General features: G+C 43.1%; 22 protein-coding genes. 12 read left to right on the top strand and 10 right to left on the bottom strand.

The annotated features are described in order from the left end of the window. Positions 1–71: 71 nt before the first annotated feature. Positions 72–1,466 (top strand): arginine decarboxylase, encoded by a 1,395-nt coding sequence (locus tag Q3W13_RS03845; RefSeq protein ID WP_302861477.1) that lies wholly within the window; start codon positions 72–74, stop codon positions 1,464–1,466. 76 nt (positions 1,467–1,542) lie between these two features. On the opposite strand, the gene Q3W13_RS03840 is transcribed toward Q3W13_RS03845, so the two are convergent. Together Q3W13_RS03840 and Q3W13_RS03835 are read right to left on the bottom strand one after the other, a co-directional pair. Next, positions 1,543–3,123 carry a hypothetical protein gene (locus tag Q3W13_RS03840; RefSeq protein WP_302861476.1) on the bottom strand — a complete coding sequence of 527 codons (1,581 nt, stop codon included), beginning with the start codon at positions 3,121–3,123 and terminating at the stop codon, positions 1,543–1,545. A 204-nt stretch (positions 3,124–3,327) separates the two neighbouring features. Then, positions 3,328–4,047, bottom strand: a complete 720-nt coding sequence (locus tag Q3W13_RS03835; RefSeq protein ID WP_302861474.1) for an RluA family pseudouridine synthase — start codon at positions 4,045–4,047, stop codon at positions 3,328–3,330. A gap of 178 nt (positions 4,048–4,225) precedes the next feature. Between Q3W13_RS03835 and Q3W13_RS03830 the strand changes: the two genes are divergently transcribed. From Q3W13_RS03830 to Q3W13_RS03800, 7 genes are all read left to right on the top strand, one after another. Beyond that, complete coding sequence (locus Q3W13_RS03830) at positions 4,226–4,708, top strand: hypothetical protein (RefSeq protein WP_302861472.1); 483 nt, start codon at positions 4,226–4,228, stop codon at positions 4,706–4,708. A gap of 241 nt (positions 4,709–4,949) precedes the next feature. Beyond that, complete coding sequence (locus Q3W13_RS03825; protein WP_302861470.1) at positions 4,950–5,447, top strand: cupin domain-containing protein; 498 nt, start codon at positions 4,950–4,952, stop codon at positions 5,445–5,447. A 124-nt stretch (positions 5,448–5,571) separates the two neighbouring features. After that, positions 5,572–6,006 (top strand): hypothetical protein, encoded by a 435-nt coding sequence (locus Q3W13_RS03820; RefSeq protein ID WP_302861468.1) that lies wholly within the window; start codon positions 5,572–5,574, stop codon positions 6,004–6,006. Between the two features lie 301 nt (positions 6,007–6,307). Further along, positions 6,308–7,684, top strand: a complete 1,377-nt coding sequence (locus Q3W13_RS03815; protein ID WP_368077618.1) for an amidohydrolase family protein — start codon at positions 6,308–6,310, stop codon at positions 7,682–7,684. Positions 7,685–7,752: 68 nt separating this feature from the next. Further along, on the top strand, positions 7,753–8,319 hold the full coding sequence (locus Q3W13_RS03810) for a Crp/Fnr family transcriptional regulator (RefSeq protein ID WP_302861465.1): 567 nt from the start codon (positions 7,753–7,755) through the stop codon (positions 8,317–8,319). Between the two features lie 356 nt (positions 8,320–8,675). Beyond that, on the top strand, positions 8,676–9,482 hold the full coding sequence (locus Q3W13_RS03805) for a hypothetical protein (protein WP_302861463.1): 807 nt from the start codon (positions 8,676–8,678) through the stop codon (positions 9,480–9,482). A gap of 230 nt (positions 9,483–9,712) precedes the next feature. Then, on the top strand, positions 9,713–10,231 hold the full coding sequence (locus Q3W13_RS03800) for a hypothetical protein (protein ID WP_302861461.1): 519 nt from the start codon (positions 9,713–9,715) through the stop codon (positions 10,229–10,231). Between the two features lie 133 nt (positions 10,232–10,364). Here Q3W13_RS03800 and Q3W13_RS03795 read toward each other — a convergent pair whose 3' ends face one another. The 3 genes from Q3W13_RS03795 to gatB all read right to left on the bottom strand — a co-directional run bounded on the left by Q3W13_RS03795 (position 10,365) and on the right by gatB (position 13,892). After that, positions 10,365–11,054: a response regulator transcription factor gene (locus Q3W13_RS03795; protein WP_302861459.1), complete on the bottom strand. Its 690-nt coding sequence runs from the start codon at positions 11,052–11,054 to the stop codon at positions 10,365–10,367. Positions 11,055–11,130: 76 nt separating this feature from the next. Then, on the bottom strand, positions 11,131–12,279 hold the full coding sequence (locus tag Q3W13_RS03790; protein WP_302861458.1) for a TlpA disulfide reductase family protein: 1,149 nt from the start codon (positions 12,277–12,279) through the stop codon (positions 11,131–11,133). A gap of 143 nt (positions 12,280–12,422) precedes the next feature. After that, positions 12,423–13,892: an Asp-tRNA(Asn)/Glu-tRNA(Gln) amidotransferase subunit GatB gene (gatB, locus tag Q3W13_RS03785; protein ID WP_302861457.1), complete on the bottom strand. Its 1,470-nt coding sequence runs from the start codon at positions 13,890–13,892 to the stop codon at positions 12,423–12,425. 245 nt (positions 13,893–14,137) lie between these two features. Between gatB and Q3W13_RS03780 the strand changes: the two genes are divergently transcribed. Beyond that, a complete protein-coding gene (locus Q3W13_RS03780; protein ID WP_302861456.1) occupies positions 14,138–14,716 on the top strand; it encodes a hypothetical protein in 579 nt (192 codons plus the stop codon). Between the two features lie 78 nt (positions 14,717–14,794). Here the strand turns inward: Q3W13_RS03780 and alaS are convergent, their stop codons facing one another. Then, on the bottom strand, positions 14,795–17,512 hold the full coding sequence (gene alaS / locus Q3W13_RS03775; RefSeq protein WP_302861455.1) for an alanine--tRNA ligase: 2,718 nt from the start codon (positions 17,510–17,512) through the stop codon (positions 14,795–14,797). A gap of 198 nt (positions 17,513–17,710) precedes the next feature. On the opposite strand from alaS, the gene Q3W13_RS03770 reads away from it, so the two are divergent. The 3 genes from Q3W13_RS03770 (at position 17,711) to Q3W13_RS03760 (ending at position 21,007) form a co-directional block, all read left to right on the top strand. Further along, complete coding sequence (locus Q3W13_RS03770) at positions 17,711–18,046, top strand: MerR family transcriptional regulator (RefSeq protein ID WP_302861454.1); 336 nt, start codon at positions 17,711–17,713, stop codon at positions 18,044–18,046. 145 nt (positions 18,047–18,191) lie between these two features. Then, entirely contained in the window at positions 18,192–20,294 is a 2,103-nt protein-coding gene (locus Q3W13_RS03765) for a ComEC/Rec2 family competence protein (protein WP_302861453.1), read from the top strand. A gap of 68 nt (positions 20,295–20,362) precedes the next feature. Then, a complete protein-coding gene (locus tag Q3W13_RS03760; protein ID WP_302861451.1) occupies positions 20,363–21,007 on the top strand; it encodes a DUF4412 domain-containing protein in 645 nt (214 codons plus the stop codon). Between the two features lie 105 nt (positions 21,008–21,112). Here Q3W13_RS03760 and Q3W13_RS03755 read toward each other — a convergent pair whose 3' ends face one another. The 4 genes from Q3W13_RS03755 to Q3W13_RS03745 all read right to left on the bottom strand — a co-directional run bounded on the left by Q3W13_RS03755 (position 21,113) and on the right by Q3W13_RS03745 (position 24,032). Continuing rightward, positions 21,113–22,186: a S9 family peptidase gene (locus Q3W13_RS03755; RefSeq protein ID WP_302861448.1), complete on the bottom strand. Its 1,074-nt coding sequence runs from the start codon at positions 22,184–22,186 to the stop codon at positions 21,113–21,115. A gap of 446 nt (positions 22,187–22,632) precedes the next feature. After that, a complete protein-coding gene (locus Q3W13_RS25190) occupies positions 22,633–23,070 on the bottom strand; it encodes a transposase (protein ID WP_368077617.1) in 438 nt (145 codons plus the stop codon). Beyond that, the gene (locus Q3W13_RS03750; protein ID WP_302861445.1) at positions 23,042–23,308 is read right to left on the bottom strand and encodes a hypothetical protein; all 267 of its coding nucleotides are present in this window, start codon (positions 23,306–23,308) and stop codon (positions 23,042–23,044) included. Before Q3W13_RS03750 ends, Q3W13_RS25190 begins: the two co-directional genes overlap by 29 nt. 112 nt (positions 23,309–23,420) lie before the next feature. Then, positions 23,421–24,032: a hypothetical protein gene (locus Q3W13_RS03745; RefSeq protein ID WP_302861443.1), complete on the bottom strand. Its 612-nt coding sequence runs from the start codon at positions 24,030–24,032 to the stop codon at positions 23,421–23,423. Positions 24,033–24,050: the final 18 nt, after the last annotated feature.

The raw sequence follows: 24,050 nt of genomic DNA, 5'->3' as shown, positions 1-24,050 counted from the left end.
GCTATAAAAATTCTGCTAACAAATAGCGCATTATTCCGTTTAAAATATACATTTGCCAAAATTTTTATAGCATGCAGAGTTACGAGGAATTTCTTGACCTGAGCGTAGGCTTTCCACAGGATGGTTTTGAGATAATTGAGGATGAACTTTACTTTCACGACCTCAATTTAATGGAGATGATTGAAACCTACGGTACGCCGTTGCGCTTCACTTATCTTCCTATGATAACCAAAAAAATTCAGCAGGCTAAGCTCCTGTTTCAGCAGGCAATTATTAAAAACAATTACCGCGGCTCATACAAATACTGTTATTGCACCAAAAGCTCACACTTTAAGCATATAGTTGAGGAAGCGCTTAAAAACGACATCCACCTGGAAACCTCGTCGGCCTTTGATATGCCGATGATTGACGCGCTGGAGAAAAAAGGCGCGGTTACTAAGGATATTACCGTTATCTGCAACGGCTTTAAAACATTCCAGTATAAAACTTACCTGATCGATATGCTGCATGATGGCTTTAAAAACATCATACCTGTATTAGATAATAAGGAAGAATTCAATATCTACGATGATGAGATAGAAATGGATACGCCATGCAACCTCGGTATACGTATAGCCGCTGAAGAACAACCTGACTCGCAGTTTTATACTTCGCGCCTGGGCGTTCGCATGGAAGATATTATCGATTTCTATCATAATAAAATAGAAGGTAACCCTAACTTCAGGGTAAAGTTGCTGCATTTCTTTATCAACTCAGGTATATCAGATACGCCATACTATTGGAACGAGCTGGAGAAATATGTCACCCTGTACTGTAAGTTTAAAAAGATAAACCCGCATTTGGATACGCTTGATATTGGCGGGGGTATGCCTTTTAAGGATTCGCTGGTATTTGACTTCGATTATGAGTACATGATCAACGAAATCGTAAGCCGTATCAAAGAGATTTGCGCCGAACACGATACTGTTGAGCCCGATATCATTACCGAATTTGGCAAATACACTGTTGCCGAAGCTTCAGGCATTTTATATAAAGTGTTAGGCCGCAAGCAACAAAACGACCGGGAGCGCTGGCTGATGCTGGATGGCTCATTCATAACCAATCTTCCCGACGTGTGGGCGCTTAACCAGAAATATATATTGCTGCCGATCAACAACTGGGACAGTGAATACGAGCGCGTGAACCTTGGCGGGATTACCTGTGATGGGCAGGATTATTACAATCAGGAAGCGCACATGAACAGTGTATTTATGCCAAAAACCCGTAAAGTACAATACCTGGGCTTTTTTAATACGGGTGCTTACCAGGAAGTACTGAGCGGCTACGGTGGTATTCACCATTGTTTACTGCCGTCGCCCAAACATGTCATTATCCGTCGAAATCGTGATGAAACATTCAACTTCGAGGTGTTTGGTGAAGAACAGAACAGCAAGCAGGTGCTGAAGATTTTAGGATATACTACTTAGTCCTAAGCTATAACGCCTTGATTCTGTTAATTTTAATCAGCTCAGACTGTTGGGTCTTTCGCAGCTAACCAGGCCTTTAGCCAGCCTTAAGCTCATTAAGCATTTCATTCCGGGTAACCTTTGGCTGTTCAACAGCAGGTGGTGGCGATGCACGAAAATCTTCACCACTAATTATGTGCTCATCAAGCTTGGCCGAAATATTCTTTATGGCGTCATCCATAGATTGCACAGAGGAAAGCAGATGTTCTTCAAAAAGCTTGTATTCTTTTGCCCGGTCATCGCTATTTTTTATCACGTCAATAATGCCCATGATATTAGAAAGGTGTTTGCGCACTTCGTGTGAGTTGATAAACGCCAGTTCCTGCTTTTGCTCGGTATACAGCAATTTTTCGTAATGTCGTTTCTGCCTGGCGCTGCGGTAAAACATCGCTATCAATATGATCACGAACAACGCTATCACTACTGCAAACGTCAGCCAGATCCTTTCCCGCTTATAAGCTTCGTCCTTCTGAATATAATCGCCTTCTATCTCATCTATCTTAATTTGCGACGAGATATTACCAACCTGGGTAAGCCTGCTGATCATATCCTCTGCCTGCTCCAGCGCAAGCTTAAAGTTTACCTGCGCCAGGTTATGGTCTCCCCTGCCATCTGCAATTTGTCCAAGTACCTTATAAAGGTGATACTTTACTTCCGGATGATTCACCTCTAAGGGTTGCTCAAGCAATCCCTTGATAATAACCACGGCCGAATCAGTCTTGCCACCGTTAAAATAAGCATCTGCGAGGTTTTGCTGGTCCTGGTCGGTATATTTATATAAACTGTCCCGTTGTACGCTCTTAATAAGCGTAACAGCATGTTTAAAATTGTATTTTAGTATTTCCAGGTAATACCCCGTGCGCTTTTGATAGGTATAAAGCTTATACAGGTTTCCCTTGATCCCCATCAGCTTATCATGATAAAGCTTTAACGAGTCAGGTTTATTCATCCTGAAGAAGTTTTCCGCTTTATTATAATAAATGATCTTTTTAAGATCATCAGCACCCGGTTCGTACCTGCTTGCCAGTTCTTCTGCTTGATCCAGGTAAAACAACGACTGGTTATAGAAGTTGTTCTTGTAGTAAACATCAGACAGATTTACATCCAGTTGCGACTGCAGATGTGGGTCATTCAGTTTTATCGCTTCTTTTTTTGCAAGCCCGTAGCTTGTCACTGCATCAATCGCATTACCCTTATCTGTTTGAATAAAAGCCAGGTGGCTTAAAAACGAATACAACAGGAAATGGTCGCCAATATCGCCGGCATGCTTTATGGCCTTTATCATGGCAGCTTCAGCATCATCCATATGCATCAGCCGGCGATGATAAATACTTTCAGCAAAGTAATCAAAGGCATCCCGGTTTTCTACATGCAATTGTACAAATAAATTATCAAGCGCCTGTTTAACGGCCGGCAAATCAGCTTCGGGCGAATCTTGCAGGCAGGCCTTTATATAATTTACTATTTTCTTTTCGCGGTCAATCCGGTTAACGGTCTTTAGTATAGTTTGCAGATCACCGGGCTTAACGGTAGCGGCAGCGCTTGGCTTTGGAATAAAGCATGCAAAAATTAACGTGGCGTATAAAAGCTTCTTCAACATTGCCCGGTCTTGGTTCATTTTCTGCGCAAATCTCCAACCGCCGATTTTTCCGGCGCAAGCTACCGAATACTATTCAAGATAGCCGACAGATAGCTTTAGCAGCAAAACAATAGGCTTTATACTGGTATAACGACAAAAATGTTACACAGGGTTGCTTGTTTTTGGGCGGAAATATATCACTGCCGAAAATCCGGTAAAGTTGCTGAGGCAATCAGCGTAACTCTACGAGTCAAACTTTTCCAGTTGCTTTAAAAGGGTCTCAAAGTCTTTAGGATAAGGGGCATGTATGGTGATCTCTTTGCCATCCATCAACTTAAAAGTTACCTCATACGCATGAAGCGCGAAGCGCTTCATAATAGGCTGTTCTTCCTGGTCTTTACCAAGATGATATTTGCGCTTTATTTTTGATAGAAAAACAGGCTGCCCTTTATACATTTCATCGCCTGCTATGGATGCCCTCTGGGTAGCCAGGTGTATACGTATCTGGTGCATACGCCCGGTAACAGGGCGGCACTCGACTAAGGTATAATGCTTAAAATATTTTAATGATTGAAACCATGTTTCAGCACGCTTACCTTCCTGGCGACTGATAGTTACATTACCCTTTCCGACGTTAAGTATCGGCAAGTCTATAAACAGGTTTTCAAATACGTGCGTGCCATCAATAATAGCGTGATATATTTTTTTTACCTGCCGCCTTTCAAATTGCATGGATATGGAGCGGTAGGCTTCCGGGTTTTTGGCTATAATCAACGCGCCTGATGTTTCCTTATCAAGGCGGTGACATATTTGCGCATCCTCTGAATATTGTTTGGCTAAACGCAGCATATTGACTTCGCCACCTTCACGTTCATCCAGTGAGCTCACAAACGGCGGTTTGTTAACCACTATTATATCATCATCCTCAAACAATATCAGGTCGGCAAATTTCGGCACTTTCATAGCCGGCAAAAATACGGTTATATTTTAAGTTTATGACGGTACTATTGACCATTATAGTATACAAAAATCAAGGTAACAGCCTTCAATCCTTCCAATTATCGTCAAATAACGTTTAAAAGACCCTTGGAATAATATTTGTCTTGTAAAAAGCAAAACACATCTAACCAGAAAAAACAATATGAGCACAAATTCAACCAGGCCTGAAGAAAAGGGATTTTTCGAGAAGGTTGCAGACGCAATTGAAAGCCTTTGGGAAGGTACCAAAGACAAAGCCGAAGATATAAAAGAAGCCGCTGAAGACAAGTTCGATGATGTAAAGGAAGCGGTAACTGCAAAAAAACCGGCAGTTAAACGCAAAGTTACCGCGGCAAAGCGGACTGTCTCCAACAAAGCGGCAGATGCCACCACACAAGCCAAGGCTACTGCGGTTAAGGTTAAAGAGGCTGCTGATAAGAAGGTTAAAGCTGCCAAAACAAAAGCGAAAGAAGAAACAGAGAAAGCAAAGAAGGCCGCTGAAGATGTAAAAGCGAAAGCTGATAAAAAGGTTAAAACTGTAACAGCAAAGGCGCGAGCCGAAACCGCTGCTGCAAAGAAAGCTGCCGCTAAAACAACAAAAAACAAGACTACCACTGCCGGAAAAAAAACGGCAGCGGCACATTAAGTATCTATTAACATTAGAAACTTTTACATATTATCAAACGAGGCCCTGAATTTCGCAGGGCCTCGTTTTGTTACAGGAATAATTAATTGTAAGCCTGACTGAGCCCTGCCGCCATGGCTACAAGTGCACCGATGTATAGAGTAAGAGCCATTCACAACTTACTTTTAGGATTTTCATTATGTGATTCAAATCAAGTGTAACAATTGAAGAACCGCCGTTATTTTGTGGTAAATAAATAACCATGACACACCACAATGAATTTAAACCGGCGCGTGAACAAGTAATAGTATTTGGCCACCTGATGACCTTTCTGGCCACCGGGTCTGATACCTGTAACAAGTATTTCGCCTATGAAGATACGGCGCCTCCGCTTGCAGGCCCCCCTCCGCACACACATCCCGACGAAGAGGTATTCTATATTATCACTGGTACTTTTGAATTTGTGATTGACGATATTACCAAACCCATTCGCACTCAGCCCGGCGATGTGGTAAAAATTCCGGCCGGCGCATTGCACACTTATAAAAATGTAGGCGGCACAACGGGTAAGTTGCTTACTATTGTTAAGCCGGGGAAACTGGAAGAATACTTCAGGCTGATTGGCAAATCCGTCAACTCTGCAACTGACATACCTGATTTAAGCATCCCCGTCAACATTTTAAAAATGGATATCGGGCATGCGTTTGAACTGGCTCCGATGCATAACATTAAATTCTATTTGCCTGAAATGGTAAGATAAAGCAACTTGAATGCGGGGGACATATAACGCTAACTAATTGTATATCATGCATTGCGAACACACTAAAAGCAGAACTGTCAACAACTTGATTTTTGCTAATTTTAAGCAAGCAGATAAAAGAACAGTGATTACCATCGAAAGAATAAAAAATGACGCGGGCGAATTGTATGCGGTCATTAGTTATGAACCGAACAAAAATTATCTGCTAATGAAATGGATTGGTTATTCTTCAGAAGATGAGGTGAAGCATGCCTCGTTACGGATGCTTGATTGGCAACGCAAAGAAGGTAGTATTAAAAATTGCAGGTTTCATGTTCATGATACAAAAGAAATAGAAGGTGCGTGGATAGGACTCGTCGACTGGATAAATAATGAATTATTCCCATTGAGCTATCAGGCGGGCCTTCGGTATAATCTTAGCATTTTGTCCCCTGATTTATTTTCAAAAATGTCTTCGATAGCCCTTCACCAACAAATGTCGAGGCAGGTGCCAACGGTATTGTTTGAAACGTTATCGCAAGCGGAGAAATGGCTCGCCGATAAATACAAGTCCTTGTAAATTTTATTCAGCAGTGCTTGATTTTTTTGATTCCAAAAGATCAAAGAGGGAATGCTATGCCTGTTTTTCCAGGCCTGATCTCACGGAAAGCCATAGAATAAATTATTAACGAAATGGTTGTGCAGTAAACCATAAACTGCAGGCACGTGGCAAAGCTGTACCACGATGAACGCAAATAGCGGGATTGATTGACAGATATACAAGAGTACGGCATGCTTGATGCGTCCGGTATTGTATTACCTGTAAAGTGTAATGCAGCCATCCTTTTAAAGTTTTAAAATGACAGTTACAAGCCTGTAAAATGCAGAGTACGCTAAATAAAATTCAAATGAAAAAAAATAAGCTATTACTAAAAGAGGGATGCATAATTACAATGAACCAAACATTACAGGTTTTAAGGCATACCGATATTTTGATTGAGAACGACAAGATAAGTGCCATAGCGCCAGAACTAAACATTGAAGACTGTCAGATTATTCCGGCTGCCGGAAAGATAGTTATGCCCGGGTTCGTCGATAGCCATAGGCATGTTTGGGAAAGTCCTTTAAAAGGCATCGCGGCTGAATATAGCCTGATGCAATATTTACAGCATATCCTTGGGCCGCTTGCTGCGTCCTACAGGCCTGAAGATGTTTTTGTGGCTAACCTTTACGGGGCGCTTGAGGCATTAGACGCAGGCATAACCACTATATTTGACTGGTCGCACATCATGAATACTCCCGCGCACGCAGATGCAGCCATAACAGGACTTATGGCTGCCGGCGGTCGTGCTGTTTTTGGTTATGGTACGCCGGGGACCGCCGTTTGGGATTGGTTTTACGAAAGCCGCCTAAAACATCCAGGCGATATTGAACGCATCTGCAAAGAATATTTTAGCAGCCAACGGCAATTAATTACGCCAGCCATGGCAATACGCGGGCCCGAGTATTCACTATTTAATGTTAGCCGCGATGACATTAACCTTGCCCGTAGTTTATGTCTGCCTGTATCCATGCATGTCGGCTGCGGTGCTTTCGCTTCAAAATATAAGGCAATTGAGCGATTGGACAGCGCCGGTTTATTGGGGCCGGACATGAATTTTGCTCATTGTAATTACTTAGACAGCCATGATTTCGAAAAACTGGCTGCTAATGGGTGTTCTATATCTATTACGCCTGAAGTTGAAATGCAAATGGGGATAGGTTTCCCAGCTACGGGCAAAGCCTTGGCGGCCGGCATTGCTCCTGCACTCGGAATTGATGTGATAACTGCTACGAGCGGTGATATGTTTACGCAAATGCGCATAGCCCTGCAAACGCAAAGAGCATTTGCTAACGCTGAAATACTAAACGCAGGCGAAATGCCGCAAAATGTGTCACTCACCACAATAGATGTACTAAAAATGGCGACTATTAACGGCGCCAGGGCACTGAACTTAGCAGAAACGACTGGTTCGCTTGAACCTGGTAAACAAGCAGATATTATTATGCTTGATGCCGGAATGCTTAATCTGTCGCCTGTTAATGACCCGGTTGCAACGGTAGTGTCGCAGGCCAATATTTCAAATATTGATACTGTCATAGTAGCAGGCAAAATTGTAAAAGCTAACCATAAATTATTATATCAGGGCTTTGATGGGGTAAAACACCGCTTGGAAAATTCGGCGGCGCATTTACTGGAACAGGCACTGGTAATCTGATTCCTTGCCTGCGGACGCTGTTTTTTAATTCCCGATTTTTATATTTGGCAGTAAATCGGAAACTAATTATGCGGGTGTTATTTAACATCGACAGGCTCATCAACCCCACGCTAAATGAAAAAGCCGCATTAGAGCAATTACTGCAAGCCCGGGTCCTTAAAAAAAATGATTTTTTTCTAAGGGAGGGCGAAGTCTGTAAAAGCCTGGCTTTTATTGAAAAGGGCAGCGTGCGTTATTACTATCAGTTGGAAGACCGCGAATGCTGTAAGGATTTTGTTTTTGAAAACGGCCTTATCGGCTCTCTTGCAAGCTTTTTTTCGCGCGGTGCCTCGCCACTGAATATTAAAGCGATGGAGGAAGCAACTATTCTGGAACTTTGCTATAATGATGTGATGCACTTACTTTCTGAGTATCCATCCTGGCGACAATTAGCACAGATAATTGCGCAGGAGCAATTTGTAAAGGCCGAAAAACGGGAGGCAGCCTTGCTAAAAGACCCGCCGGAAGTGAGGTTCCGTTCATTAATAGAGGAACACCCCAAAATATTTAAACGTGTGCCTCTAACATACATCGCCAGCTATTTAGGCATCACCCGTGAGACCCTGAGCAGGTACCGCAGTAAAATAAGATCATAATCGGCAGGTTTGGCAGGCAACTGTTTATTCCATGGCCCATGCCGTGCATTTTGGAGGGTGCCCGGTACTACTTTTCCAAAAAGTAAAAAGCGCGGCAAATAATACCTGCGTTCGCGCCACTCTGTTAAAAATCGAAGCTTCTTTAGAATTTAAGCAACCACATTTAGCCTTGCCGGAGATTACTTTGGTAAGCTATAATTAATCTTACCACGGACTGATCCTGGCTATTGCCGCAACGCACAAACACCCACCTTTTGCAACCTTTAAAGATCGGGGTGCCGGTAGATTCTACCTGTAAAACTCTAATTAAATAATTAAAAAATCAAACAATAAAATTCACAATTAAAAGTAAAACAATGAAAAAACAAACCAAAAAATACGCTCCTCTATTGATTATAGCGGGCGTCCTATTCCTGTCAGCTTGTAAAAAAGACGATAAAACTACCGGCGGCGGCCCAACACCGACACCCGTACCCACCGGGACGCACTTAATTACAAGGATTCAGCAGGATGCTGATAACTACACGTCATTCAATTATAATGCCAGCGGTTTGATAGACAGAATTGAAGGCAAAAATAATGGCGAAGCATCGAATATCGCTTTAACCTATAACGCCCAAAAGAAAATAAATACAGCTGTTACTACAGATGGCGCTATAAATTTTATTTACACAGGGACTACGCTGTCCGGCATGGAATACCTCGACCAAACCAATAATGCAGTCGTGGCTTATACTCAATTTACCTATCTGAATAATAAACTAAGCGAGTACACCCAATATGTAAAGTACTTAAACGATAACATCCCTTTTACCAAAGTGACTTACAGTTACAACGGCGACGACGTAGAGACGCAAACCACCTATCAATGGTCGGTGGTAACCAATCAGTTTAAAGTTAGTGAAACACGAAAGTTTGAATATGATAACAAAACTAATCCGATTGTAGCTGCGCCGGAACTTGCACAAGCGTTATTTCAGATGATTTCCGCACATAACCCGGTAAAAGAAACCGTGTACAATGCCCAAAATGCCATCATTGAAACAGACACTTATAGCTATACCTACGACAGCAATGGTTATCCGGCTACACAGACCGAAACTGTAGCAAAAACCGGCGATCCTGTGGTTGTAAAAAGCTCAACTTACAGTTACAACAACTAAACACACAACTTCAAACCACATTGCGGGAAACCATTTTTCCCGCAATGACAATCAGTCAAACTTTAAGCACCGATTAGCTCGTTTTTGTTCGAAATCAGCATGGTGCAAATGGGATGGCCGATCAACAGAAATTATAACCTTTTCAGTTCCAATTTATGAAAATTAAAATTCTTGTTTTAGCCTGCATACTTTTGGCTTTTCGCGCCCCAGACGTGCTTCAACAACTCGGGGTGGAACCAGAAACTGCGAATAACTATATGTTTAATGAACTATTGTCAAGCAATGTTCAGTTTAGCAGAGTATTGGTTAATAAAGCGCGTAGTCTGAACACCGATATGCAGGCAGATTGCGCCAGAATCTTAGTACGGCTGTTTAAAGCTTATACTGAAAGCGATGCCTTTGCAAAGGCCTATAAAAAATATCGTGTTGAGCATTTGCCACGAAAATCACATGGTTTTCATATACCAAAACCATCTGAACTATTGGGTCAAGCAAAGAATAAATTATTAAACGGCGACGCATCTGCAGACTTACTACCGACCAATCCAAAGGAGATAATAAAAAAGCGCCTGGAAGAATTTTTAAAGGTATCTGCCACAGTTAATTTTGACGCCAAACTAAATGGACGGCTATTCGCAGATGTGCAATACGAAGCTGAAAGCAGCCAATGGAAAATGTACTACAGGGCCGGCAGACCTGTTATAGAAGCAGCCCAGGCAGAGGTAAAAAGCTGGCTTGAAACGATGTAGACAATAACCATCTGAGAATGGCCATCAAGGCAACTATATCGGTTAGTCCAACGGCCATAATTTTATAACGGAAAAACAGGCCCCGCATTTTGCGGGGCCTGTTCCATAATCTTGTGGACATTAAATTGATTGACTACGCTTCAAATTTGTAGCCAACACCTTTTACCGTAGCAACGCAATCGTCGCCCAGTTTTTCGCGAAGTTTGCGGATATGCACATCTATCGTTCGGTTCGTTACCACTACGGAATCTTCCCAGATATTTTTCAGAATGACCTCCCGGGTGTATACCTTGCCGGGTTTTGAGGCAAGCAGGTAAAGTAATTCAAATTCCTTTTTTGCCAGAACGACTTTTTGACCGGCCTTGTAAACAAGGTAAGCTTCACGGTCAATTACCAGATCACCTATTTCCAACTTATTATCCGCTACGTCTTCGGCAGGGGCATTACGGCGTAGTATGGCATTTATACGGCTTACCAATGCACGGGGCTTTATTGGTTTGGCGATATAATCATCTGCCCCAACGTTAAACCCGGCAATCTCAGAATACTCCTCGCTGCGGGCTGTTAAAAAAACCATAAAGGTGTTTTTAAACTCAGGCATGGTGCGCATAATCCGGCAGGCTTCTATGCCGTCCATTTTTGGCATCATAATGTCGAGCACTATCAGGTCGGGTAATGAGCGTTTGGCTTCGGCTACTGCCTCTTGTCCGTTACGGGCCAGGAAAACCTGGTAGCCCTCTTTTTTCAGATTATATTCGATGAGCTCAAGAATATCCGGTTCATCGTCAACTATCAAAATTTTTTGTTTGGCAGAACTACTCATGCAGGTCAATTTTTGCGTAAAAGTAGGCGGACAATTGAAGATTTTGGTTAAAGTTACATTAAGAAATTGTTAAATGTTACTTTATTTTAACGTTTTGTTGAGATTTATTAAATGTTTTATTCAAAAAATCTTCAAGGTCGGTACCCCGGACGTTCTTTGCCACTATTATACCATCCGGGTTGATGATAAAGTTTGACGGAATGCCCTCTACATGGTATAGCCTTTCTGTTGCGCCTTCAAAGTTCTTTAAATCAGATGCATGGTTCCACACCAGCCTATCTGCATTAATTGCCTGCCGCCATTTCGCCTTATCCTGGTCAAGCGAGATGCCCAGTATATTCAAACCCATCGGGTGGAACTTGGCATATTGCTTAACCACGTTAGGGTTTTCCTGCCGGCAGGGTACGCACCACGATGCCCAAAAATCGAGCATCACATATTTACCTTTGTAATCCGATAGCTTTATCGGTTTGCCGTCTATGCCTGTAATCGTGAAATCAGGCGCCTTGTGGCCTATAGATACCGGTATTAATTTATCCACCTGCCTGATATAGCCCTGTACAGCAGCATTATCAGGAAAGCTTCCTCTTATCTTATTAACATACGCAATAACCTGCTGCTCGTACTGAGTGGGATCTTCCAGCATTGCGATAGCATAAAAACCCGCTATTGAGCTGGCATTATCATTGGCGAACTTTATACTGGCCTGTGCTAAATCAGTCATATTTTTTTGGTATTTCGGCCTGTAAATATTTACTAATGAATCAGTCGACTTTCCGTATGACTGCGCAACGCTGTCGTATTCCTCAGCAAGTTTCGTGCGCTGGATAATAAAGGCGTTTCTTATTTTATCAAATTCTTTGATCTTCTCTGTTTCCGGCGAACCTTTAACGTCATAATTGCCCTGCTTATCTGACAGGTCGGCGGTAAAATCTATCTCATCGCCATTTTTCCCGATCACATCATAAATGGAATTGCCAATGCGCAGCATAAACAAGCTGGCGTAGGGCGCCGAATGTTTAAAAACAAATTTATTCTGTTCATTAAGGTTTGCAGAATCTACTACCGCAACCTGGCTGCTGTCAACCGCCATTAACACTACCTTTTTCTGACTGCCCGGGTGAAGTATGGTACCATTGATAACCAAAGCTGATTTGTCCTTACATGAGCTGAACATGATTACAGCCGCTGCGATGACATTGAATAATGCGAAGTTTTTTTTCATCTTTTATTTAGGTTTCCAACATGCGCAATGCGTCTTGAATGCAATTTGTCTGTTTCAAAAACATACGCGCAATTTCACACATCGGTTGAATTTATTTCTTTTAAACTCGAGATATGACATAATACCGACAGGGTATTGCCTGATTATTTCCCTTCCAATTCCTTTATAAGCAACTGATTGGTCTTTTGCGGGTCGATTTTACCTTTCGAACTCTTCATAATCTCGCCCATAAATAGCCCAAGCACGCCTTTTTTTCCCTTTTTGTATTCTGCTACCTTATCCGGATACTTGGCAAGTGCAGCCTGTATAAAACGGTCAACATCATTATCGCCGGCACTTATCAGTAAGTTCATTTGCATGGCAATGGCTTCGGCTGTTTTCCCCGGGTTTTTAATCAGTTCGGGAAACACTTTCTGAGCCGCCACAGAATTATTTACTTTTCCGGAATCTACTAAAGCAATCAGTCCCGCCAGCGTTTCAGGGCTTAGCTGAAATTCAGAAATACCGGTTCCGCTATCATTCAAATACGATTTTACCTGTCCCATCAGCCAGTTTGCCGCAGCTTTGTAATTATTCGTACCGGCGATCACAGCTTCAAAATATTGCGCCATGTCGCGCTCTGCAGTTATTACACCGGCATCGTATTCTGAAAGACCAAGCTCCGTTATGTATCTGTTATATAGTACGCCGGGCAGTGCGGGCATATCTTTTTGTATTTTGGCTATATACTCCTTTGTCAATGCCAGCGGCGTTAAATCCGGTTCGGGGAAATAGCGGTAGTCATTCGCCATTTCTTTAGAGCGCAGCACCGACGTTTCGCCGGTATCAGCATTAAAGTTCAACGTATTTTGTTCGATAAAACCGCCGTTTTCAATAATGTTTACCTGGCGCTCAAACTCGTGTGCAATGGCCCGCTGTACATTACGTATGGAGTTGAGGTTTTTCACTTCGCAGCGGTTACCGTAAGTTGTTTGCCCTTTTAGCCTTACAGATATATTGGCATCGCAACGCAGGCTGCCTTCCTCCATGTTGCCGTCGCATACCTCTATATAACGCACCAGCTTTCGGATCTCTGTTAAAAACTGGCCAGCCTCCTCAGCGCTGCGTATATCAGGTTCCGTCACAATCTCCAGCAATGGTACCCCTGCCCTGTTCAGGTCAATCAGGGAGTCGGCATGGTGCTGGTCGTGCATGCTTTTGCCGGCATCCTCTTCCATGTGGATATGGTGGATAGCAATATTTTTTGTAGATCCGTCGGCCAATCGTACCGGTATAAAACCACCGAGGCAAATCGGTTGCTGGTCCTGGGTTATCTGGTAGCCCTTAGGCAGATCAGCATAGAAATAATTTTTACGGGCAAAAGTATTGTTCAGGTTGATGGTACAATTACAGGCCAATCCTGTTTTCACCGCGTACTCTACAGCCTTTTTGTTTAGCTTGGGCAGAGTTCCCGGATGACCTAAAGAAACAGGGCTGATGTGCTCATTTGGGGCCGCCCCAAACGCTGCTGAGTCGGAAGAAAATACTTTACTTAAAGTGGATAATTGTGCGTGAACTTCTAACCCTACTACCAACTCGTACTTGTCGCCAATACCGGCTTTAAAACTTGTCATAAAAAGTAAATGCGGCGATGCCTGAATCGTAATAAAACCCAAATATAAAGTTATTACTGTTAATGCGGTAACATTTTACTGCCATTTAACGGCGACCGGACTGTCAGACATAGGTGTGTTTGTCATTTCACTAAACAGCGAACTGAAGTTCGCTTTAAACCAACAGTAATTAAATCAGTCGAATTTGTATACATTCACGCTTCCGGCATGTAATTTGAATATACCGGGACGAACAACAACAAACTATGAAAAAAATACTTTTTAGCTTACCTGTTTGTTTATTACTTGCCGTAAGCACTCCGAGAGCTAATGCCCAGGTGAGCATTAGCGTTGGGATCTGGACACCGCCTCCTGAATATGCATCAGTTGATTATTATTACCTTCCTGATGTAGAGGCTTATTATTATGTACCCACTCACCGGTATATTTATTTAGATGGGGGAAACTGGGTTTGGCGGTCATATTTGCCACCACGCTATGCTTCATACAGCATTGCAACAGGTTATAAAGTAGCAGTAGACCGGCCCCGCCCTTACCGTTATTTTTATCATGACCGGCGCATGTACGCCCATTATCGCGGCAGACCAGGAGGCGTGATCGTACGCGACCATTACCGCACCCGCTATGTTGGCAGGCCTTACCATGCCGGCAGGCCGTATTACGCCGGCGGACCGCATGGTTTTGGACACGGACGCCCCGGACCTGTCTACCATAATATACAACGCCCGCACGGCGGACCACACGGAGGCCCTGGCGGATTTCATGGAGGACCGCATGGCGGTGGCCACGGACCAGGTGGACATGGCCCACATGGGCACCACTAATATCCCAGGCAAAAAGGGGGATTCCGGATTCGGAGTCCCCCTTTTTGCTTGTTTTAGATTAACGTATATGGGATTCGTTTACGCTATAAAGCTTTTCGCTTTGTGCAAGGCATTATCTAAGCCGCTTACATCGCTGCCGCCCGCAGTGGCAAAGAACGGCTGACCGCCGCCGCCGCCTTTAATTTCTTTGGCAAGCTCACGAACAATAATGCCGGCATTCAGATTTTTCTCCTTTACCAGGTTTTCGGCAATCATTACGGTCAACGATGGCTTGCCATCTATGTCTGCAGCCAGCACCAGGAACAAGTTGCTAACGATGTCCTTTAACTGATAAGCCAGGTTCTTTATAGCGTCTGCATTGGGTAGTTGTACTTTTTGGGCGATGAAATTGATGCCATTAATCTGTTCTGCTTTTTGGGCCAGCTCATTTTTTAACCCGGCTGATTTTTCCAGAACAGATTTTTCAATTTCTTTTTTCAGCTTGTTGTTTTCTTCGATGAGGCCCTCAACGCTTTTAGTAATATCTTTTGGATTTTTCAGCAATTCGCGCAGCTGGTGCACCAGTTTATTCTGCTCATTAATAAAAGTCTCAGCAGCTATGCCGGTTATCGCTTCAATACGGCGCACGCCCGCCGCTACTGCGCTTTCGCTGATTATTTTAAAGTAGCCGATCTGCCCGGTAGCCTTAACATGCGTACCGCCGCAAAGCTCCTTGCTAAAATCATCATCAAAAGTAATTACGCGCACATAGTCGCCATATTTTTCCCCAAACAGCGCGGTTACGCCGCTTGAAATGGCCTCCGCGTACAACACGCTGCGTTCTTCCTTCAACGGGATATTTTCGCGTACTTTTTGGTTTACCAGGGCCTCAATCTGCGCAATCTCCTCGTCCGTTACTTTGGCAAAATGCGAAAAGTCGAAACGAAGGTAATCAGCATTTACCAGCGAACCCTTCTGATTTACATGCGACCCCAAAATCTGCTTCATAGCCGCATGCAGCAGGTGCGTGGCGCTGTGGTTGTTATTGGTGCGCCCCCGCAGGCCCGGGTCTACCATCGCCGTCAATGCATCATCAATATCCTTTGGCAGCGTATCGGTGAAATGTACGATCAGGCCGTTCTCTTTTTTGGTATCAGTTACATAAACTATTTCACCATCAGGAAAAACCAGCTCGCCCCTGTCGCCTACCTGGCCGCCACTTTCGGCGTAGAAAGGGGTTTTATCCAGCACAATCTGGTATTGCTCCTTTCCTTTAGCTTTTACCTTACGGTATTTTACAACATGCGCTATGGTTTCCAGCTCATCATAACCGGTAAACTCAACATTTTCATCGTCTTTTAAAACTACCCAGTCACCTGTATCAATGGCGGTAGCAGCGCGGGAGCGGTCTTTTTGCTGTTGGAGAGCGTTTTCAAAACCTTCTATGTCTACGGTAAAGCCTTTTTCACGAGCCATCAATTCAGTTAAATCTATTGGAAAACCGAACGTATCCGAGAGCTCAAATGCGAATTTACCTGCGACTCTATTATTAGCAATTTCACTAGCATAGTCCCATCTGTCTGAAAGGAATTGTGTCGAGTCGTCCTGCGTATTAGCGACAGATAGCTCCCCGTCCTTTTTAAAGTAATTTTCAAAGCGCCCAATGCCAACAGACAATGTCCTCAAAAAACTAACCTCCTCTTCCAATACCACCTTCTGCACAAAATCCTTTTGCTCAACTAAATTATCAAACACGCCTTTAAACTGGTCGGCCAGTAACGGCACCAATTGGTTTAAAAACGGATTCTTGAATCCCAAATACTGATACGAATATCTGACGGCACGGCGTAAAATTCGGCGGATAACATAACCGGCTTTGTTATTCGACGGCAGTTGTCCGTCAGCAATAGCAAAGCTAATAGCACGGATATGATCGGCCAGCACACGCATGGCTACGGCCGTGTTCCAATCGGCATCGCCGGGTTTGGCAGCGCTGTTATAAGCTATACCGCTTTTTTGTGCAATAAAATCAATCAGTGGGGTAAATACATCGGTATCATAATTTGATGTTTTCCCTTGCAGCACACGCACCAAACGTTCAAAGCCCATGCCCGTATCCACATGCTTGGCCGGCAACGGCTGCAAGCTGCCGTCTTTCAGACGGTTAAACTGCATAAATACGTTATTCCATATCTCAATCACCTGCGGGTCGTCGGCATTCACCAAGCTTTCGCCTTTCACCTTTAACCTTTCACCTTCACTACGGTTATCATAATGAACTTCGGAGCAAGGGCCGCAAGGACCGGTCTCCCCCATTTCCCAGAAATTATCCTTCTTGCTGCCCATCAGGATGTGGTCTTCCGGTACATATTGTTTCCAAAAATCGTAGGCTTCCTGGTCCATCGGCAACCCTTCCCTTTCATCGCCTCCAAAAACGGTTACATACAAGCGGTCTTTTTCAATACCATAAACTTCGGTCAGCAGTTCCCAGCTCCATTCTATCGCTTCTTTCTTAAAGTAATCTCCAAAGCTCCAGTTGCCCAGCATCTCGAACATAGTGTGGTGGTAGGTATCAATCCCTACCTCTTCCAGGTCGTTATGCTTTCCAGAAACCCGCAAACAGCGCTGCGTGTCTGCCACACGTTTAAACTTAGGCGTTTCTTCGCCTAAAAATAGTGCTTTAAACTGGTTCATCCCCGCGTTGGTAAACATCAGCGTCGGGTCGTTTTTTATTACAATAGGTGCAGAAGGCACAATGGTATGTCCCTTAGAAGCAAAAAAGTCGAGAAAAGCCTTACGAATTTCGGTAGCAGTCATGAGGCAAAGGTAAGCATAAGTCCGAAAGTCGGGAAGTCCCCAGGCCCGAAAGATTATTTTTGAGATTTCGCAGATTTTAACAGGATTTCAGCAGCAAAAAAATACTGCTTTGCAAATAAAATCCGACTTAAATTAAATCTTCCTGACTTTTCCGTCTTCCGGACTTCCGGACTTCGATCTAAACAATTACATTTGCATATGCCATATAAAGAACGGGAAATCAGCAAGATGTACTACACGATGGGTGAGGTGGCTATCCTGTTTGATGTAAACCAGTCGCTGATAAGGTTTTACGAAAAGGAGTTTGATATCCTTCAGCCCAAAAAAAACAAAAAAGGCAACCGCTACTTTACACCCGAGGATATTGAGAACCTCAAAATCATCTTTCACCTGATACGCGACAAGGGCTATACGCTTAATGGCGCCAAAGAATACCTCAAAAACAACATGGCCGACACCCGCGACAGCCAGCGCGTCATAGCGTCCCTGGAAAGCCTGAAGAAATTTCTGATTGAGGTAAGAGACCAGCTCTGATTCCCTGTGAAATCATATATTTACTAAAATTAAAAATATTGTGATTGCGGGGAACGAAGCAACCTCGCCGGTAAGTTTGTTGCGCATGATGCTAACGAAGATAACGAGATAGCCGTGCTCTCTTCCCGCAATTCAAAAAGATATTATGATAGCCAACCACAAAGGCGAAGTGCCTTTCCTTATCCTCTTGCTTCCATTTATACTGGGTATTGGTTTGGCCATTAACTTACCCCCTGTCGCGGATATCCATTGGCTAACTATAGCTTTTTCTGCGCTGACCGCAATTTTTATCTTCCTGAATATAGGTTATACCAGGCTAAAGATTTACCAATCGCAATGGGCTGGCGGCGCACTTATAACGATTATACTTGTTATTGCCGGATACGTTACTACATTCAACAATAACGAGCTCAATAACAAACACCATTTTTCAAAGCAACATGCACAGTTGCTTGCGGTTAAAATAGTTAGCGAACCGGTGCTGAAGAACGGATTTTACCGATTTACCGTTAATGTAGAAGCGACCGTGAACCAAGGCAGAAGATCGGCCGCGACGGGCACTTTGCTGATAACGCTAAAAGATGTTACACCCGATCTGATGTACGGCGACGAGCTGCTCATCCCTGCAAAATATACTTCAGTAAACCCACCGTTCAATCCGGCTGAATTTAACTACAAACGCTATCTCGCCAATCAAAATATTTATTTTCAGCAATTTTTATATCCCGGTCAGTATCAAAAACTGGATTTTAATAAAGGCAATCCGCTCGTCAGTTATGCACTTCAGTTGAGGCAGCGGTATATTGAAAAGCTGAGATTAAATATGCGCGATACCAACGCCATCGCGGTTGCGTCGACACTGATACTTGGATATAAAGCCGATTTAAGCAACGACATTTTGCAGGCGTACTCCAAAACGGGCACCATACATGTGCTGTCGGTTTCGGGAGCGCATGTGGCTGTTATTTATTTGCTGCTTAATTTTGTGCTCAGCTTTTTTAACCGGTTCAGGTTCGGGAAACTGCTCAAAGCCATTGTTATTATTGCGCTTATCTGGTATTACGCCATGCTTACCGGTTTTTCGCCGGCGGTATGCCGGGCAGCGGTAATGATCAGCATGGTGGTTATTGGCAAGGCATACAACCGGTATATCAACATGGTCAATATCGTGGCCATATCGGCATTCGGATTGCTGTTGTACAATCCGCTGTTTATCGTTGACGTAGGCTTTCAGCTTTCTTATCTTGCGGTATTCGGGTTGATCATCTTGCAACCCCTTGTACACAATTGGCTTAAGGTTAAAAATAAGTGGGTGGATAAATGGCTGTGGACACCCGTTTCCGTTTCCATTGCAGCCCAGGTGATCACCTTCCCGTTAAGCGCCTTTTATTTCCACCAGTTTCCGGTTTATTTTTTAATAACCAACCTGTTTATCGTCATTCCAACAGAAATAATCATGCTGTCGGGAATTGCTTACCTGCTTTTACCAAAAATACCCCTTGTGTCAGCAGGGTTGGCTTACGTGCTTGAACAATCCATCCTGATAGTGAATAAGTTTTTGGCCTGGATTGAACACCTGCCCTTTGCATCAATCAGCAGGATATGGCTTACAACCGCCGAATACCTGCTGTTGTATGGCGTTATTATCGGTTTTTTCTATTTTCTGTATAACAAAAGGACTGCACTTTTAAGATTAAGCCTGATGCTTATGCTGTTTTTCTGTATAAGCATCAGCCTGAAAAGCATCCACGCGCAGCAAAGCAACCACATAGCCTGGCTGAACATCAGCAGACATAAAGCAATCGTATTTAAACATGGCAGGTCAGCGGTTTTGTTAACGGATCTAAAGGATACCGACAAAGCGTATAAGTATTCTGTACAACCTTACCTGGATAGCTGCCAGGTAAAACATTTGCGCCAACTCACCTTCACTGAAAATACTGCACTGCCCTGGATGGCAAAAAACGGGGGACTGATACAGTTTATGGATAAAAGGGCTTTTATATTAAATACGCCCCCTGCAAGAAGTGATTCATCCGAAAAGCTAAAGGCAAATTTTATTTACATCACTACTAATCCAAAGGCAAAATTAGAAGTCATAAACAGGAATTTTGATTTCGGTATGCTGATAGCTGATGGTACCAATAGTAATGCTTATGTTGAAAGATTGGCGCTGGCCGCAGACAGCAGCAAGACAAATTATAAGATATTAAAACGTAACATTTCCCTGATCAGCGTATCTAATTAATACAATAATCAATAATATTTGCATATACGTTAACTAAACTCTAAATTGTAATAAATAACACTAAAAACATGAATATTAAATTTTTCAACGTTGCGCTGGGCATTGCGCTTACAACAACTACCTTAAGTGCCAGCGCGCAAAAAAGTTATACAAACGGAACCCTCAACATGAGTACAACCGGCCCTCAGGGTCCGATTGAGGCTAAAACTTATTTTACGCCAGACTCAGCTGCTATCACCTTTGAGGCGGGTCCGGCCAAAATCAAGGTGTTAAAAGACAACAAGGATACTTACTTCGCAGTTATTGTAGACGTTTCGCAATTCAATGTAAGAAAAGCAGGCATAGCCACACCTGCCGAAGTTGAAGAAATGGTATCTGCTTATCCTAAATTGACCTTTGCCCCAACCAGCGAGGCTAAGCAGATCTCCGGATTTAACTGCAAGAAAGTTGTAGCTACCGATGCCAAGGGCACTAAATATGATGTTTGGATCACTAATGACATTAGCTTACCAAAAGGTGTCATCCCGGTTTACTACGCGGCCATCGGCGGCGTGCCGGTTCAGTACACCTCATTTGCACAGGGCCAGTCTGCAAGCGTTACCTTAAACGGTGTTAGCGACGAAGCTGCGCCTGCCGGCACATTTGGCATTCCAAAAGATTTTGACAAAATGACCCTTGAAGAACTTAAAGCCATGCAAGGCGGAGGTCAATAATAAGCTTTTTCTATAAATTTAATTAGAAAAGCCGCCTGTTACTGTTACGGGCGGCTTCTTTGTTTTAAATGATTTCCTCTAAAAATGACTGGCTAAAAAGCTAAATTAGTTCTTCAAGTAGGAATCAATCCATTCATAGACTTGACGTTTAAGCTTGGTTGGAAAAGCATGCCTGCCTCCATCTTCATCGAAATAAATTACCTTCAAATCCTTACCCGATTTAAGAGTAGCATAGTAGGGCAATGCTTCGTTATATAGAAGTCGGGTAGCTTTTACATGATCAATGCTCTTAGTTTTTTCCTCATCAGTTTCCTGGCCCCATTCCCATAAACCCCTGGTCATTAAGAAGGGCCTGGGTGCAATAAGGGCAACAAAATCTGATGTACGGGCAACATTTACAAAGTTTGGTATTACTGTAAATGTATAACGTTTCATTGGAGCTTTTTCATCATACCAATTAGCCATCTCAAACACGCCGCAAGATGAGACACCTAACTTAACTCTGGGATCAGCAAACATGAAGTAGGCAAGAGCATTCCCTCCAGCAGAATGCCCAATAGCTCCTATCCGGCTTTTGTCAACTGCAGGAATTGAATAAAGAACATCCATTGTTCTTTCCAAATCATAGACTTCTTTACCCATAGCAGTCCTTCCAATAGACAAAAGCTGTCCACCCCAGTGTTCTATTGATAATATTGTCCCTTCATTCCAAAGATCAGCCGTAGTGTCAGGATTGGCGATTCTTCTTCTATTGCCATGACAAAATCTGTCAGGGCATATAACTATATATCCTCGTTTAAAGAGTTCAATACCATAATGCTGGTCTTCATCGCCAGCAATACCCGCAGGTTCATCTTTACCTATATAATTATGAGCACCATCTTGATGTATAGCAATTATTGCGGGGAGCTTTGTGTCTTTTGTGTGGCGAGGTATAAATAAGTAAGCGTCTATATAATCTTTAGGGGAGTGAAAATATGTGTTACTATCTTCTGATAAATACCTGATTTTGTAACGCCAGCCCCCATCTATGCTTACCTTTCCTAAAGTATCAACTGTTAATGGAGGAGGTTTAGGCATGTCACCCAATAATTTTAATAAGAGGCCCTTATTTTTCTGCGCATAAGACGAAAGACTAAAGACTAAGATGACAAACAATAGGGTTAGGAAACGTTTCATACAATTATGACGACATGAAGAAACTTCAGGTTACATCACAACTGAAACATTTTACGGCTTACTTTTAAACGAACAGTTAAATATCATCCTTATTGGAAGTTAATACATATTTTAATCATCCTCAGACATAGAATTACTGATTAATTGTATGAAAATTCAAGCTAACTTATCATTAGCGCTATACCGTTTTGCGCCTCATCATTATAAAAAATAAGTTTCCTCTGCGTTCTCTTGGAACAAGCCTGGATGCTATCTACAGATTTGGCAGCTTAGGTTTCAGACTTTTATTCTATTACCTTTTCCGTCCTTTTAGTGCATTCTATTATCTTTGATTTGTGACCACGATAGCTGCTTTTTATGATACAATGCCGCTTTGGCTTGCAAATCGACAAAGTGAGCAATACCCCTTTCTTTATAAATGGTTAATGTTTCCAGTGTTTTATAAACTACTTTAAGCAGTTTCTCGCTACAGCTACAATGGCTTTTTGTGCTTTCATCCGTTCTTTTGTTTGATTTGACCTCTCGAACAATTCAGTAGGGCTTCCTTGTCGGTAACACCATCCGCCAACAAACGAATGATGTCCATTGCCGTCTTGGTATGAATGGTGCTTATTACTGACCGCAGTTTGATTGCTTTCTAAAATCTTCAGCACCCTGTTTTGCGTCTTGCTTTGCTGCCATGTATAAAATAAGCGACCGCGACAATAATCCCTCAATTTCCGCTGATCATTGTCTGGCATAAAACTGGCACGAACCAATCCATGCAATAGTAAAGTGCAGAGCCACCTGGCGTCTTTGCGATCTGTCTTCCGTTTTGGAATCTGTTTGATGTGAACGGGATTAGCCACTGTTACATTAAACACCAGCTTCGATAAGTATGGCATACAAACTCATCCAGTAGATCCCCGTGCTTTCCATCAAGCAATCTTCAACATTGCTGGCTTGCAGCCACTCTTTGATTTGTTTAAGTTCACACGTAAACGTCCCAAACTCTCTCAGAGCCTGTTGGCTACCATCCTTGCAGGAAATAAAGCCAACGATCTTGTCTTTGTGCATATCCAAACCGCAAGCTTTATCCAATTGCGGCAGATTGTTCACATCCTCCTTTAAATGCTGTTTCATAAATCCTCCTTGTTATTTATGAGTTACATTTTTATGAGCCTGGATGTTTGTCAAATCATTACACTTAGTATGATAAGGCGTCTGCTATAAGCGGGGTTTCCTCAGCCGCCGGCTATGCCGCAATCAATTCTTCAGAAAGCGCATTGATCCAGTCGTTAAACAATTGACTTTCGTACTCAACGGCAATCTTTGCATGCTCCTCCCATTGCGGCGAAAATGTTTTTAACTGGCTGATCATCTCTTCCAGGTGCCCTTCCTCCTCCAGAATAATCGACTTTACATTTACTTTACTGCCAGCATCGTCAAGCGCCTGCTGATATACCGGGTAAAGTTCATCAGCGCGTACCTCGATGGCGTAGGTAACCAATAAATACGCAGCAAAGCGTAAATCACGACCGTTGAGCCTTAAAGCCTGTTTCAAATATCTGCTGATCTGTATGTCCAACTGATTTAAGTAATACTTGCTAAACACTGGCGCCAATAACAATTCCGGCGCATAAGTGGGGCAACTTGTCAGGGTCTTTTCGATTTGCTTTTTCAAATAGAAGGCATGCCTGTGCTCTTCGGCGGCATGCTTCAGCACAATGTAAGTCACCATAACCGGGTCTTCGCTGGCCGATATCTTACGTGCCCCGGTGTTTTCCATCAGCGAAAGCGTGTTGAGCCATTTGGCATGCAGCACATTATCGTTTATAATTACAGGCAGTATGTTTTTAAGTTCCATTTAGTTTTTTGATTTTAA

The sequence above is a fragment of the Mucilaginibacter sp. L3T2-6 genome, from assembly GCF_030519355.1.
In the GTDB taxonomy this organism is placed as follows: Bacteria; Bacteroidota; Bacteroidia; order Sphingobacteriales; family Sphingobacteriaceae; genus Mucilaginibacter.
The sequence above is the reverse complement of the archived record's forward strand: the minus strand, read 5'-3'. Positions and strand labels throughout refer to the sequence as shown.

Coding starts and splice junctions, on each gene's coding strand:
- Q3W13_RS25190 (WP_368077617.1), bottom strand. CDS start 23,070: ATGCCATACTTATCGAAGCTGGTGTTTAATGTAACAGTGGCTAATCCC.
- Q3W13_RS03745 (WP_302861443.1), bottom strand. CDS start 24,032: ATGGAACTTAAAAACATACTGCCTGTAATTATAAACGATAATGTGCTG.
- Q3W13_RS03770 (WP_302861454.1), top strand. CDS start 17,711: ATGCCATATAAAGAACGGGAAATCAGCAAGATGTACTACACGATGGGT.
- Q3W13_RS03780 (WP_302861456.1), top strand. CDS start 14,138: ATGAAAAAAATACTTTTTAGCTTACCTGTTTGTTTATTACTTGCCGTA.
- Q3W13_RS03805 (WP_302861463.1), top strand. CDS start 8,676: ATGAAAAAACAAACCAAAAAATACGCTCCTCTATTGATTATAGCGGGC.
- Q3W13_RS03815 (WP_368077618.1), top strand. CDS start 6,308: ATGCAGAGTACGCTAAATAAAATTCAAATGAAAAAAAATAAGCTATTA.
- alaS (WP_302861455.1), bottom strand. CDS start 17,512: ATGACTGCTACCGAAATTCGTAAGGCTTTTCTCGACTTTTTTGCTTCT.
- Q3W13_RS03825 (WP_302861470.1), top strand. CDS start 4,950: ATGACACACCACAATGAATTTAAACCGGCGCGTGAACAAGTAATAGTA.
- Q3W13_RS03830 (WP_302861472.1), top strand. CDS start 4,226: ATGAGCACAAATTCAACCAGGCCTGAAGAAAAGGGATTTTTCGAGAAG.
- Q3W13_RS03755 (WP_302861448.1), bottom strand. CDS start 22,186: ATGAAACGTTTCCTAACCCTATTGTTTGTCATCTTAGTCTTTAGTCTT.
- Q3W13_RS03795 (WP_302861459.1), bottom strand. CDS start 11,054: ATGAGTAGTTCTGCCAAACAAAAAATTTTGATAGTTGACGATGAACCG.
- Q3W13_RS03840 (WP_302861476.1), bottom strand. CDS start 3,123: ATGAACCAAGACCGGGCAATGTTGAAGAAGCTTTTATACGCCACGTTA.
- Q3W13_RS03765 (WP_302861453.1), top strand. CDS start 18,192: ATGATAGCCAACCACAAAGGCGAAGTGCCTTTCCTTATCCTCTTGCTT.
- Q3W13_RS03845 (WP_302861477.1), top strand. CDS start 72: ATGCAGAGTTACGAGGAATTTCTTGACCTGAGCGTAGGCTTTCCACAG.
- Q3W13_RS03790 (WP_302861458.1), bottom strand. CDS start 12,279: ATGAAAAAAAACTTCGCATTATTCAATGTCATCGCAGCGGCTGTAATC.
- Q3W13_RS03835 (WP_302861474.1), bottom strand. CDS start 4,047: ATGAAAGTGCCGAAATTTGCCGACCTGATATTGTTTGAGGATGATGAT.
- Q3W13_RS03810 (WP_302861465.1), top strand. CDS start 7,753: ATGCGGGTGTTATTTAACATCGACAGGCTCATCAACCCCACGCTAAAT.
- gatB (WP_302861457.1), bottom strand. CDS start 13,892: ATGACAAGTTTTAAAGCCGGTATTGGCGACAAGTACGAGTTGGTAGTA.
- Q3W13_RS03760 (WP_302861451.1), top strand. CDS start 20,363: ATGAATATTAAATTTTTCAACGTTGCGCTGGGCATTGCGCTTACAACA.
- Q3W13_RS03750 (WP_302861445.1), bottom strand. CDS start 23,308: ATGAAACAGCATTTAAAGGAGGATGTGAACAATCTGCCGCAATTGGAT.